The sequence below is a fragment of the Actinomadura rayongensis genome, assembly GCF_009831215.1.
GTDB classification, from domain to species: Bacteria; Actinomycetota; Actinomycetes; order Streptosporangiales; family Streptosporangiaceae; genus Spirillospora; species Spirillospora rayongensis.
Genome location: NZ_WUTW01000001.1, coordinates 1,699,086 through 1,711,927 on the forward strand (window position 1 = coordinate 1,699,086; position 12,842 = coordinate 1,711,927).

Here is a 12,842-nt window from a genome sequence, read left to right on the forward strand (position 1 = left end):
CTCGAACGCCCGCCTGTGAAACGGAGTCCGCGTTGGCCGTCAAGCCCATCCGCATCTTCGGCGACCCGGTGCTGCGCACGCCCGCCGAGCCGGTCCGGGATTTCGACAAGGAGCTGCGGCAGCTCGTCAAGGACCTCACGGACACGATGATCGACGCGCCCGGCGCGGGCCTCGCGGCGCCGCAGCTCGGCGTGGGGCTGCGGGTGTTCACCTACTACGTCGACGACGTCCTCGGCCACGTCGTGAACCCGACGCTGGACCTGTCGGACGAGCAGGAGACCGACGACGAGGGCTGCCTGTCCCTGCCCGGCCTGGCGTTCCCGACGCCGCGTTCGGTGCGGGCCGTGGCGCGCGGGTTCAACCAGCACGGCGAGCCGATCACGCTGGAGGGCACGCATCTGCTGGCGCGCTGCGTCCAGCACGAGACCGACCACCTGGACGGGATCATCTTCATCGACCGGATGGACCCCGAGCAGCGCAAGGCCGCGATGAAGGCGATCCGCGAGGCCGAGTGGTTCGGGGACGGGCCGCCGGTCGTCCGGCAGTCCCCGCACCCCACGTTCGGGAAGGCCATCTGAGTGCGTCTCGTCTTCGCCGGAACGCCCGCGACCGCGGTGCCCGCCCTGGAGGCGCTGCTGGCGTCCGGGCACGAGGTGGCGGCGGTCGTGACCCGTCCCGACGCGCCCGCCGGACGGGGGCGGCGGCTCGTCGCGTCGCCCGTCGCCGAGCGGGCCGCGGACGCCGGGATCGAGGTGCTGAAGCCCGCCAAGGTCCGCGACCCGGAGTTCCTGGACCGGTTGCGCGCGCTCGCGCCGGACTGCTGCCCGGTCGTGGCCTATGGGGCGTTGATCCCGAAATCTGCTCTGGACATTCCGGTTCATGGCTGGGTGAACCTGCACTTCTCCCTGCTGCCGGCGTGGCGGGGGGCGGCGCCCGTCCAGCACGCGATCCTGCACGGCGACGACGTCACCGGCGCCGCGACGTTCCAGATCGAGGAAGGGCTCGACACCGGGCCGGTGTTCGGGGTGCTGACCGAGCCGATCCGTCCGGACGACACGTCCGGGACGCTGCTGGAGCGGCTGTCGCTCGCCGGGGCGCGGCTGCTCGCGGACACGATGGACGGCATCGAGGCGGGCGCGCTGTCGCCGCGTCCGCAGCCCGCCGAGGGCGTCTCCACCGCCCCGAAGATCACCCCGGACGACGCGCGGATCGACTGGCGCACCCCCGCCCGGCACGTGGACCGGCTCGTGCGCGCCTGCACGCCCGCGCCCGGCGCCTGGACGACGTTCCGGGACGCGCGGCTCAAGCTCGGCCCGGTGCGGCTCGTCCCGGACGGGCCCGCGCTCGCGCCCGGCGAGCTGCTGGCCGGGAAGAAGGACGTCCTCGTCGGCACCGCCACGCACCCCGTCGTGCTCGGCGAGGTCCGGCCCGAGGGCAAGCGCCTCATGAACGCCGCGGACTGGGCGCGCGGCATCGACGTGACCGGTAAGGACGCGCTGCACTGATGGCCCGTGACCACCGCGCCCACCGGGGCCGGGACAGCCGCCGTCCGGGAGGCCCGCGCCGCACCGGACGCCCCGAGGACCTCGTCCGGCGCACCGCGTTCGACGTGATCCGCGCCGTCGAGACCCGCGACGCGTACGCGAACCTGCTGCTGCCCGCGCGGCTGCGGGACCGGCACCTCACCGGCCGCGACGCCGCGCTCGCCACCGAACTGACCTACGGGACGCTGCGCGGACGCGGCACGTACGACGCCGTCCTGGCGCTGTGCAGCGACCGCGAGCTGCGCCGCATCGACGCGCCGCTGCTGGACGTCCTGCGGCTCGGGACGCACCAGATCCTCGCGACGCGGATCCCGCCGCACGCCGCCGTCGGCACCGCCGTGGACCTGGCCCGCTCGGTGACCGGCCCCGGTGGCTCGAAGTTCGCGAACGCCGTGCTGCGCAAGGTGGCGGCCCGTCCGCTGGACGCGTGGCTGGAGATCGTCGCGCCCGCCGACGCGGACCTGACGACCCGGCTCTCCATCGCGCACAGCCACCCGAAGTGGATCGTGTCCGCTCTGCGCGACGCGCTCGGCCCGGACGCCTCCGAGATCGCGGAGCTGCTGGCGGCCGACAATGCCCGTCCGCGCGTGACGCTGGTGGCCCGCCCCGGCCGCGCGACGGTCGCGGAACTGACCGACGCGGGCGCCGCCCCCGCCCCCTACTCGCCGTACGGCGCCGTCCTCCCCGAAGGCGACCCCGCGACCCTCGCGGCCGTCCGCGAGGGCCGAGCGGCCGTCCAGGACGAGGCGAGCCAACTGGTGGCCGCCGCCCTGGCCGCCGTCCCCTTGGACGGCCCGGACGCCCGCTGGCTGGACGTCTGCGCCGGCCCAGGCGGCAAAGCCGGGCTGCTGGCCGCCCTGGCCGCGCCCCGCAACGCCCACTTGCTGGCCGCCGACCTGCAACCCCACCGCGCCGCGCTCGTGCGCCGCACAGTGGACACCCGCACAGCCGTCATAGCCGCCGACGGCACAGCTCCCGCGTGGCGCCCCGCGTCCTTCGACCGCATCCTCCTGGACGCCCCCTGCACCGGCCTGGGCGCCCTCCGCCGCCGCCCCGAGGCCCGCTGGCGCCGAGGTCCCAGCGCGGTGGCCGAGCTGGGCACGACCCAACGCGCCCTGCTCCGCGCGGCGTTGGACGCCGTCCGCCCCGGCGGGGTGGTCGCCTACGTGACCTGCTCCCCGCACGTGGCCGAAACCCGCGTGGTCGTGGACGACATCCTCCGCGAACGCGACGACACCGAACGCCTGAACGCCCCAGCCGTCCTCACCGACCTGGCCCCCTCCCTGACCCGGGTGGCGGTCGGCGAAGACGCCCAGTTCTGGCCCCACCGCCACGGCACCGACGCGATGTTCCTCTCCCTGCTCACCCGCTCCTGACCCGCCCGCCGTATCGTCGGACCGCGATCATTCGCCGATGAGTGTTTGTCCTGGTTGCGGGCTTGACCTTCCCGGTGCGCGTGAGGGCGCGGGCTCGGCGTACAGGGCTTCCCCGGAGTGCCTGGAGCTGTACGGCGAGGTCATCGCGTTCGGCATGGCTCACCCGGCGGAGCTGGGACGGTGGCACCAGACCTGCACGGACGCCTACCGGCTCCAGCACCTTGCGCCGTCCACGAAGCCGATCACCACGGCGTTCGCGTTGAACGCGCTGTACCTGGTCTTCGAGCGGGGCTTCACCGGCGTCCAGGCGCGGGAGGCCCACGGGTACCTGGCCGACACGGTCGCCGCCTGGCCCGAGTTCGAGCGGGCACCGAGCGTCGGCGCCGTCACGGTCTTCGATGTAGCGATGGCCGGGACGGTCGCGGAGCACGCCGACCGCGTCCAGGAGTGGGGCCGCTCGGTCTGGGCCGCCTGGAGCCATGTGCACGCCGACGTTGCCGCGATGACCGACCGTCAGCTCGACGGCTGGCGCCCGACCGCCTAGGCAGTGTTTCAAAGCTCGTTCGGCGTGCTGGTCCGCGCTGTCGGCGGGCCAGCCAGAAGGTCAGCCAAAGACCGCCGGGCGGGCCTGGGCGCAAGGTCGGCCACATGGCCGACGCACCCGGCTACGACGGCGGGCATCTCATCGCCGCCACCTTCCACGGCGTGGACGAACGCTACGACAGAGGAACAGTCACAGGAGCCGCCGGTGGCTTCCTCGGCAGGGGAGCGGGGAGCACACGGGATCCGCCGTCGACGCCGATGGTCACGACGCTTGCCGGATCCGATGCCGGTAGCGCAGGGGCGCCTCGCCCACCTCGCGTTTGAAGGCGGTGCTGAAGGCGCTCTCCGAGGTGTAGCCCAGTTGCGCGGCGAGGGCCCCGATCCGGACGTCGTCGTCGCGCAGCGCCCGCCGGGCCAGCAGCATCCGCCAGGAGTTGAGGTAGGTCAGCGGAGGGACACCCGCCACGGAGCGGAAGCGCACGGTGAACGACGTCCGTGACATCGCTGCCGCACGAGCCAGCTCCTCCAGTCCCCAGGGCCGCCCGGGGTCGCCGTGCATGAGAGCCAGCGCAGGACGCAGCCGGTCGTCAGTCAGCGCCCGCAGCCATCCCGGCGGCAGCTCGGCCTGGCCGAGGTAGGCCCGGAACACCTCCAGGAGGAACAGCTGGGCGTGCTGGCGCACCGCGAAGGCAGCACCCATACGCTCGCCCGTCACCTCCTCGACCAGCCGATCGACGCACGCGCGCAGGGCGGGCGCGGCGGAATCGGATGCTCGGATGAGCGCCACGGCCGGCAGCGCCTGCGTCAACAGCGCCGCACCGGCCGGGTCGAGCTCGACGTGGCCGCCGAGGATGACGTCGTCGACGGCGAAGTCCGCGCCGCCGACGCGCAGGGCGTACTTCCCCGCCTCGGGCTCGAACTCCACGGGCGGACCGTCACCGGCGCCGCCCTCGGCACGCAGCCACGAGCGACCGGTCAGGACCGCGACGTCGCCGGCCTCCATCTCGATCGGGGCATCGAGCCCGTCGGTCGACAGCCGGCACCGGCCGCGAACCATCACCGACAGCTTCAGCGGGCTCGCGATGACGGACTGCGTGACCCAGTGTCCGCGCACGGCGAACGCGCCGGAGATCTGGCCGCGAACCTCGATGAGATCGAACACCTCGGACAAATGATCGATGGCCACGGCCGAACTCTCGCGAAGAAAAACCGTCCTGTCAAGCATTCTCAGTTCAACCGAACGAGCGCAGACTGGAGCCATGACCAGCACCTTGGGAAACCAGCAGCCGCTCGGCCCCTGGTCACCGATCACGGTGCGGGCGGATGTCCGGTCCACCGAGTCGGCTGTCGCGTGGCTGCGGATCTTCGCGATCACGCGGCTCGAGGTCGTCTCGAACGCGTCGTTGTGACACCTCTCGTGCCGCACCGCCTTTGACGCGCCACCGACCTGGACGTCGCAAACAACTAAGAAGGAGTGCTCCGTGGAACGCAACGATTCTGCGAAAGACCCGTCGACGTATGCCGCCGGGATCCCGGTGACGAGCCCTACGCCCGTCTCCTCCTACCATCCCGTCCTGATCGACGTTCCGGGGCGGCCGATTCCGCTGGCGGTTCGCGTGTCGGCTCCGGCCGTCGGCGGCGATCTGCCGGTCATCGTTCTCTCACACGGGCACGGCCCATCGAACTTCATTCCCTCCTTCTACGGTTACGGTCCGATGGTGAACTTCTGGGCCGCGCACGGGTTCGTCGTGATACAGCCCACGCACCTGGACGCCACGTTCCTCGGCCTACGAGAGAGCGATGACCCGGACGCACCGTTGTACCTGAAGTCACGAGCCGAAGATCTTCGCCAGGTCGTGGACCACCTCGGCGACATCGAGCGCACCGTTCCGGGACTGGCGGGGCGCCTGGACGCCGGCCGGATCGCCGCTGTCGGTCACTCGGCCGGTGGTCACACGGTCGGCCTGATCTCGGGCCAGACCATCATCGACACGAGCGACGGGTCGACGGTGGGAGCCGTCGACACACGCTTCGGCGCCCGTGTCATGATTGCCGCTCCCGGTCGCGGCGAGGACTTGAACGGCCCGGCGGCGGAGCCTTACGCGGTGCTCACCAGCACCAATTTCGACGGCATGACGCCGAAGGTCCTCATCGTCGTCGGAGAGAAGGACTGGATTCCGTACTTCTCCGACCGGCAGGACTGGCGAAACGATCCCTACACCGCGGCTCCCGCGCCGAAGACCCTGCTGGAGTTTTTCGACGCGGAGCATGGGCTGGGCGGTATTTCGACCTTCGACGCAGCCGAGACCACCGACGAGAACCCCGACCGTGTCGCTGCCGTACGAGCGCTCATCTGGGCTTATCTGCGTAGCGAGCTCTACCCCGAAGATCCAGCCTGGGCGCGGGCCACTGCAGCTCTCACCGGCAGCACAGCACCGATCGGACGCGTCGAGTCGAAGTAGACCCTCCGCGCACGCGACAGCACCACAAGGACCAGCGACGACGTGGCGTTCTGCCCGGCCGGCCCGCTGGCCCGACAGAACGCGGCCCTCGGGAAGTATTTGGACGGCAATCAGCGAACTCGCCCGCTCACCACGTTCCGGATGGTGGTATCCACCAGCCGCAAAGTAGGTCGTGGGTACCGGGGGTCGTCGTTGCCGAGCGGGCGCCGGGCACGGCGGCGGGCCCCCGCCCACACCGGGCGGGGGCCCGCTGACTGTCTGTGTCAGAAGGGTTCTTCACCTTCGCCCAGCACGCAGCAGATCGAGCACTTCACGACGGAACTCAGGGGGATAAATCCTGGGCACCAGAACGATCTCCTGCACAAGATCGCCGAACCCTGCCTCTCCCAACATCCGTGCCCGCCGAACGGGGGCAACATCAAGGTGTCCGCCCAGAGTCCGGGGCGGCGGTTCAGCGCACCAGGGGCAGGAAGATCGTGTCGACGATCTCTTCGAGGACGTGGTCGGGCGCGGGGGCGAAGGTCGTGAGGAACTCGTGCCGCAGCAGGTCGAAGGGCAGGGTCTTGATGCGCTCGGTCAGGCGTTCCGGGTGGATCTCGCCGCGGTCGACGGCGCGGGCGAACAGGGCGTCGACGGCTTCCTTGCGGCCCGTCACCGTTGGGTCGAACAGATCGCCGGGGTCGGCCCCGGTCTCCTGGCGGTACCCGGCCAGGTGGGCGTTCATGACGACGACGAGCTGGAAGCGGGTGGCGTTGATCTCCCGCAGCAGGGTGAGGACATCGCCCCGCAGGCTCCCGGTGTCGGGGACGTCCAGGATGTTCTCCCGGGCGACGTGGATGATGGTCGCCCGGACGAGCGCGTCGCGGTCGGGCCAGCGCCGGTAGAGGACCGGAGGGCTGGTGCCCGCCCGCTTGACGACGGCGTCCATGGTGAACCGGGCGTAACCGCCTTCGGTGAGCTCCTGCCAGGCCGCGTCCAGCAGCGCCTTCTCCAGCGCCGCGCCGCGGCGTCGCTCGGCCACGAGAACTCCTCCTAGATAGATTTGCCTATCTAATCCTAACCGCCTAGTCTGGGCTCCGTAAGATAGAGTCGTCTATCCTAAGGAGCGCTCATGGCCACCGAAGCCACGACATCACCGCCTCCCACCTCCGCGGACTCCGGCCGCGTCGACCCAGCCCTGCGGCGGATGATCATCGCGCTGATCATCGGCGCGCTCGCCGTCATCTTCGACACCACGATCATGAGCGTCGCCGTCGACGGCCTCGCCGGGCGGCTGCACGCCTCGCTCGGCACCGTCCAGTGGGTGACGACGGCCTACCTCCTGGCCCTGTCGGCCACGATGCCGGCGGTCGGGTGGGCCCAGTCGGTCCTGGGCGGCAAACGCCTGTGGATCGCCGCCCTGGCCCTGTTCTTCGTCGGGTCGCTGCTGTGCGCGGGGGCGTGGAGCATCCATAGCCTGATCATGTTCCGGGTCGTCCAGGGGGTCGGCGGCGGCATCATGATGGTGCTGATGACCACGCTGATCATGCAGGCGGCCAAGGGCCGCAACATCGGCAGGGTCATGTCCCTGATCACCGTGCCGACCGCCCTCGGCCCGGTCCTCGGCCCGGTCCTGGGCGGCGTCCTCCTGCACCTGGGCGACTGGCGCTGGATCTTCCTGTTCAACGTCCCCTTCTGCCTCGCCGGCGGTTACTTCGCCCGGCGCGACCTGCCCGCCGACGAGTCCCGCCCCGTTCCCCGTCCCCGCCTGGACGCCGTGGGCATGCTGCTGCTGTCGCCCGGCATCGCCGCCGCCGTCTACGGTCTGACCCAGCTCGCCGGATCCGACGGGCCCGACCTCAAGGCGGCGCTGCCCCTGGCCTGCGGTCTCATCCTGCTCGTCGGCTACGTCCTGTGGGCGCTGCGCCGCGGACCCGCCGCCCTGCTCGACGTCCGGCTGCTGCGCCACCGCTCCCTGGCGTCGTCCACGGCGCTGGTGTTCCTGTCCGGCGCCACGCTGTACGGGACGATGCTCCTGCTGCCGCTGTACTGGCAGCAGGTTCGCGGCGAATCCGCCCTGGACGCCGCGCTGCTGCTCATTCCCCAGGGCGTGGGCACGTTGCTGTCCCGCACGGTGGCCGGACGGTACATGGACCGCTTCGGGGCACGTCCGGTCGCCCTCGTCGCCCTCGCCGCCTCGTTCGCGGCCACCGTGCCGTTCGGCCTCATCACCGCGTCCACGAGCAACGTCACGTTGATGGCCGTCCTGTTCGTGCGCGGCATCGGACTGGGCGCGGCCATGATCGCCATCATGGGGGCGGCGTTCGTCGGCATGCCGCGCGAACAGATCCCGGCCGCGTCCAGCATCAGCCGCGTCACCCAGCAGGTCGGCGGTTCCGTGGGCGTGGCGGCCCTCGTGATGATCCTGCAACGCGCCACCGCCGGTGCCCACACGCCCGCCGCCCTCGCGTCCGGCTTCGCGGACGCCTTCTGGTGGTCCGCCGCCTTCACCGCCGCGGCCATTCCGCTGTGCCTCCTGCTGCCCGGCCGACCCGGTGAGCTGTCAAGCTGAGTGCGTTGATCCCCGGCCGTTGGAGGGTTCGATGCGTGCAGGCGTTGTGGTCACCGCGCAGCCCGGTGTCGAGGACCTTGCCGTACAGGCCGAGGAACTGGGCCTGCACAGTTTCTGGGTCAACGACACCCCGATGGTCCACGGGGACCCTTTCGTCGCCCTGAGCCTGTGCGCCAAGGCCACCCGCCGCATCAGGCTCGGCATCGGCGTGACGTCGCCGGCGCTGCGTTCGGCACCGGCCGCCGCGAGCGGGTTCGCCGGCCTCAACGCGCTGGCGCCGGGCCGGATCGTCTGCGGCGTCGGAACGGGGAACACCGCCCGCCGCACGCTGGGCATGCGACCGACCACGGTGGCCGAGCTGGAGACGTTCACCGCCGCGTTGCAGGGCCTGTGCGCCGGGGGCACCGTCGAGTACCGCGAGGGCGACCGGGCTCGCGACGTCCGTTTCCTGCACGCCGGAGGGCAGGTGAACACGGCGGACCCGATCGAGTTCGTCGTCGCCGCCCTGGGCCCGAAGGCCGCCGCCGTCGCGGGCCGTCGCGGCACCGGCCTGATCTCGTTCGGCCTGCTGGACCCCGCCGCCTGGCGGGCGCTGCACGACGCCCGCCGTCGCGCCGCCCGCACGCCGCCGGGCGCGCACGCGGACTCCTACCTGGTCACCGCGCTGCACATCCTGGACGAGAACGAAGACCCCCACGGCGACGCGGCCCGCGACGCGACCGGCCACCTCGTCCTCTCACTGCTGGCCTTCGCGGCCGACACCCTTGCCTTCGCCGACCAGCTCGGCCCCGCCGAACGCGAGGCGGTGCGGCTGCTGCTGGACCGGCGCGGCACCGGCGCCACCGCACCCGACCGGCACACGAAGCTCTATCCCAACTACCTGGGACGCATCGCACCGCAGGACCGCGACCTGATCCTGCCCTCGCTGATGAACGCCCTCGCCCTGGTCGGCGCCCGCGACGACCTCCGCGCCCGCATCGCCACCCTGCACCAGGCCGGTATCGACGAACTGCTCATCCAGCCGGTGATCGACCCGCCCGCCGAGATGGCCCAGTTGGCGGACCTCCTCGCCTGAACGGAAGAAGCCGGGGGATCCAGCGGCGGACCTCACGGATGGGCGGCCCCGGGCGCGTGCCCGGGGCCGCCCTGACGCGCGCCCGCTACTTGAACTCGAAGTTGGCGGTGTGGTCGGTGCCGTCGGTGAGGACGAGGTGGAAGGTGCGGCAGGTGCCCTTCCACGCCTTGTCGGTCTGCCACACGTAGGTGTACGTCTGGCTGGAGGGATCGTAGGTGAGGCCGGCCTTGCTGGTCGTGGTGGTCTCGATCGGGTCGGCGGAGCCGGTGCCGCAGGTGACGTTCTGGGAGGAGGGTGAGCCGGGCGCGAGAATGTTCAGGCCCTTGTCGCCGCCGAGGCTGAACTTCACCGGCACCGACCGTCCGGCGTTCATGACGTTGACGGCGGGCGGGTTGTCGACGGGCTGGAAGAAGCCGGTGAAGTCGAAGGGCGGCGTGCCGGGCCGGACGGCCACGGCGTAGGGGGAGTGGCCGACCGGGACGGTCGCCGTCACGGTGTTGGCGGCCGTGTCGATCACCGAGACGGTGTTGCTGTCGAAGTTGGTGACGTAGGCGGTGGTGCCGGTGACGGCGACCTCGGCGGGCGAGTTGCCGACCGGGATGGACGCGGTCACCGTGTTGGTCGCGGTGTCGATCGCCGACACGCTCGTCCCACCGAAGTTGGTCGCGTACACGGTGCTGCCGGACGGGGTGACCGCCACCCCGTTCGGGAGCTGACCGACGGGCACGGTCGCGACCGCCGTGTTGGTCGCGGTGTCGATCACGGAGACGGTGGTCGTGGCGTTGTTGGCGGTGTAGGCGGCGCCGCCGGAGGGAGTGACGGCCACCCCGGCGGGCGCGCTGCCGACCGGGATGGTCGCCGTCACGGTATTGGTGGCCGTGTCGATGACCGAGACGGTGTTGTCAACGTTGTTGGTGACGTACGCGGTGGCGCCCGAAGGAGCCACGGCGACCTGGTTCGGTGCGGTGCCGACGGAGATGGTCCCGGTCACGGTGTTGGTGGCCGTGTCGATCACCGAAACGACGGACGTGCCGTTATCGGTGACATAGGCGGTGCTCCCCGAGGGCGTGAACGCCACGCCGAGAGGGTGACTGCCGACCGGAATGGTGGCGGTCACGGTATTGGTGCCGGGGTCGATGACCGAGACGCTGTTGCCGTTGAAGTTGGTGACGTAGGCCTTGTTTCCGGACGGGCTGAAGGCCACGCCGTCCGGACTTGCCCCGACCGGAATCGTCGCCGTCACCGTGTTGGTGGCCGGGTCGATGACCGAGACGGTGTTGTCGTCGTTGTTGGTGACGTAGACCAGCGTTGTCACCGAGGCCCGCGCGACCGTCCCTAACGGGCCCGCCACCACGAACACCGCGGACAGCAGCACCGCCGCCAGGGCGGACCGAACCCGCCCGACACGGCGCGGCAACGCTCGCGCGGCGGACGATTTCAACATGCGATCGGACATACCAGGAACCCCTTCCAGGTCCTGGCCGCGCCCGCAGTCCCTTGCCCGATGGCACGGGACGCCGACACGGCCATGTCGCTCACTGCCGCCCGAGGCGTGGACCGGCAGTGGCGACCCCCGGCTTTGCGCATGTCCGTCCTGTGAACCGGATCAGGCCCCCGGTCTTCACACGAACGGATCATCCGTTCACCGGGAGCCACCACCCGATTTTCACACTTTGAGCCGCCCGATGTCGGGGACCGCTAATCGCCCCGTTGACCGAAAGCGGACACCGTCTCCGCGGGTTCGCCAAAAAGGTCCATTGATACGCGGCCGGAAAGTTCATGAGGCACCGGCGTGCCGATAAAACTTCGGAGACACCACAATGCCCTACCGCGACCGCCACTTGGCGTCCCGGCCAGGCGGGTGAACGAATTCGCCGGCCAGCCCGCCGTCCACATCACCGCCGTCAGCGAATGGCTCGGAGCAACCTTGGAACAGGCCCTGGCGGACCCCTCGCCTGAGCGGCCGGTGAGTCACTGGGTGGGTCGGCCGTGTTCGAGGTAGCGGACGGTGTTGGTGTGACGGGCGGTGTGGGCTTGGGTGAGGCGCCAGGCCAGGCGGGGGATGGTGAGCTTGTCGATCTGGGCGACGTCGTGGAATTCGTAGCCGACGATCTCGGCGGGGTCGGGCTTGATCGAGGTGAGGTGTTCGTGTGCGAGGACGCCGCCGTCGAAGAGGAAGAGGAGCTTGTCGCCCTCGGTCTCGTTGGGCGCCCAGTCCGCGACCAGGAGGCGGCCGATCGGCGGGCTGATGCCGAGTTCCTCGCGGACTTCGCGTGCGGCGGCCTGGGTCGGCGTTTCGCCGGTCTCGATGTATCCGCCGGGAATGTCGCGGTAGTCCTTGTAAGACGGGACGACCAAGAGCACACGGTCGTGTTCGTCCCAGAAGAGGACACCGGCTGCGACGCGGGGACGAGCGAAGCTCTCGGTCGGGTCGGTGGTCACTCAGCCGACTCTAGGGGCGCGTCAGGTCGCGGGTGGTGCATGTCGCGGTAGTCCCACAGGGTCTCCACGCTGGCGCGGTGCTCGGCCGGAATCGTGCTCGTCATCGGTGCCTAGCCGTTGAGGGCCGGGCGGAGCGGACGGGCGGTGTTCCAGAGTTCGGTGACGTGGTGCGCGTAGCGGTCGTACAGGCCGTCACTCTGGGTGCGATGGAGGTGCAGGACGGGCGAGTCGTGCCCGACGAGGTTCGCCAGGTGTGTGCTGACGAGCATGTGGTCGTCGAAGGTGAACACGCTCATCGCGATGTGCTCGTCGCTGAGGCGGGTCTCGATGCCGGGCGGGTCGCCGAGCTTGGCCAGCTCGTCCAGCGTGATCTTGATGCGGGTGCCGACCGTGAGGGGGACGGCCTCCTTCTCTTCGCGCCGCCGGGTGACCTCGCTGTCGGGGTCGCCGAGCAGGAACCGGACGCGGCAGCCGTGCTCGGCCTTGCGGCGCAGGACCGCGCGGAGGTTGGGGATCTCCAGCCAGAAGAAGTAGTTGGTGTACCCGGCGAACGTGAGGTCGGTGGTCGCGTCGCTGATGAGCGTGCGCCACAGGGACTTGGGGACGGCCGAACGGTAGGGGTAGGCGGTGACGATCTCGCGGTCGGCACCGGTCTTGACGTTCTTGCGGATCGCCTCGGGCCACAGCACGGTCTGATCAACTCCTAGAGCCTGTCCGGCGGCCCACCGATGCCGAGGATGAGGAACCCGATCCTCCTCGGCCAGCCAGCGGGCCACCGTCTTCACATCGACCTCGCAGCGCTCCGCGAGGTCCTGCGGTGTCAGTTTCGCATCGTCCATTGCCTGGTGA

The 12,842-nt window shown here is 70.8% G+C and carries 13 protein-coding genes; 8 read left to right on the forward strand and 5 right to left on the reverse strand.

Annotated features, from left to right (window positions below; translation table 11 throughout):
* Positions 1-32 precede the first annotated feature (32 nt).
* The 4 genes from def to GQ466_RS08060 are packed head-to-tail and all read left to right on the forward strand — an operon-like array spanning position 33 to position 3,464.
* A complete protein-coding gene (gene def / locus GQ466_RS08045) occupies positions 33-578 on the forward strand; it encodes a peptide deformylase (RefSeq protein WP_161102064.1) in 546 nt (181 codons plus the stop codon).
* Positions 579-1,505, forward strand: coding sequence for a methionyl-tRNA formyltransferase (gene fmt, locus GQ466_RS08050; RefSeq protein ID WP_161102065.1), 927 nt, complete (start codon positions 579-581; stop codon positions 1,503-1,505).
* On the forward strand, positions 1,505-2,920 hold the full coding sequence (locus GQ466_RS08055; RefSeq protein ID WP_161102066.1) for an RsmB/NOP family class I SAM-dependent RNA methyltransferase: 1,416 nt from the start codon (positions 1,505-1,507) through the stop codon (positions 2,918-2,920). The genes fmt and GQ466_RS08055 overlap by 1 nt, the downstream gene beginning before the upstream one ends.
* Positions 2,921-2,957: 37 nt before the next feature.
* A complete protein-coding gene (locus GQ466_RS08060; RefSeq protein WP_161102067.1) occupies positions 2,958-3,464 on the forward strand; it encodes a DUF5946 family protein in 507 nt (168 codons plus the stop codon).
* A 261-nt stretch (positions 3,465-3,725) separates the two neighbouring features.
* Here the strand turns inward: GQ466_RS08060 and GQ466_RS08065 are convergent, their stop codons facing one another.
* Positions 3,726-4,649 carry a cupin domain-containing protein gene (locus GQ466_RS08065; protein WP_161102068.1) on the reverse strand — a complete coding sequence of 308 codons (924 nt, stop codon included), beginning with the start codon at positions 4,647-4,649 and terminating at the stop codon, positions 3,726-3,728.
* Between the two features lie 73 nt (positions 4,650-4,722).
* Here GQ466_RS08065 and GQ466_RS08070 point away from each other — a divergent pair, with 73 nt between their 5' ends.
* Both GQ466_RS08070 and GQ466_RS08075 read left to right on the forward strand, forming a co-directional pair.
* Complete coding sequence (locus GQ466_RS08070) at positions 4,723-4,872, forward strand: hypothetical protein (protein WP_161102069.1); 150 nt, start codon at positions 4,723-4,725, stop codon at positions 4,870-4,872.
* A 72-nt stretch (positions 4,873-4,944) separates the two neighbouring features.
* Positions 4,945-5,925, forward strand: coding sequence for an alpha/beta hydrolase family protein (locus GQ466_RS08075; protein ID WP_337193364.1), 981 nt, complete (start codon positions 4,945-4,947; stop codon positions 5,923-5,925).
* A gap of 451 nt (positions 5,926-6,376) precedes the next feature.
* Here the strand turns inward: GQ466_RS08075 and GQ466_RS08080 are convergent, their stop codons facing one another.
* The gene (locus tag GQ466_RS08080) at positions 6,377-6,946 is read right to left on the reverse strand and encodes a TetR/AcrR family transcriptional regulator C-terminal ligand-binding domain-containing protein (protein WP_161102070.1); all 570 of its coding nucleotides are present in this window, start codon (positions 6,944-6,946) and stop codon (positions 6,377-6,379) included.
* Positions 6,947-7,036: 90 nt separating this feature from the next.
* On the opposite strand from GQ466_RS08080, the gene GQ466_RS08085 reads away from it, so the two are divergent.
* Positions 7,037-8,476, forward strand: a complete 1,440-nt coding sequence (locus GQ466_RS08085) for an MDR family MFS transporter (protein WP_202420006.1) — start codon at positions 7,037-7,039, stop codon at positions 8,474-8,476.
* Positions 8,477-8,507: 31 nt separating this feature from the next.
* Positions 8,508-9,551 (forward strand): LLM class flavin-dependent oxidoreductase, encoded by a 1,044-nt coding sequence (locus GQ466_RS08090; protein WP_161102071.1) that lies wholly within the window; start codon positions 8,508-8,510, stop codon positions 9,549-9,551.
* An 85-nt stretch (positions 9,552-9,636) separates the two neighbouring features.
* Here the strand turns inward: GQ466_RS08090 and GQ466_RS08095 are convergent, their stop codons facing one another.
* The 3 genes from GQ466_RS08095 to GQ466_RS08105 form a co-directional block, all read right to left on the reverse strand.
* Complete coding sequence (locus GQ466_RS08095; RefSeq protein WP_161102072.1) at positions 9,637-11,007, reverse strand: PxKF domain-containing protein; 1,371 nt, start codon at positions 11,005-11,007, stop codon at positions 9,637-9,639.
* A 515-nt stretch (positions 11,008-11,522) separates the two neighbouring features.
* The gene (locus tag GQ466_RS08100; protein WP_161102073.1) at positions 11,523-11,993 is read right to left on the reverse strand and encodes an NUDIX domain-containing protein; all 471 of its coding nucleotides are present in this window, start codon (positions 11,991-11,993) and stop codon (positions 11,523-11,525) included.
* A 110-nt stretch (positions 11,994-12,103) separates the two neighbouring features.
* Complete coding sequence (locus tag GQ466_RS08105) at positions 12,104-12,832, reverse strand: DUF5919 domain-containing protein (protein ID WP_202420007.1); 729 nt, start codon at positions 12,830-12,832, stop codon at positions 12,104-12,106.
* Between the last annotated feature and the right edge of the window lie 10 nt (positions 12,833-12,842).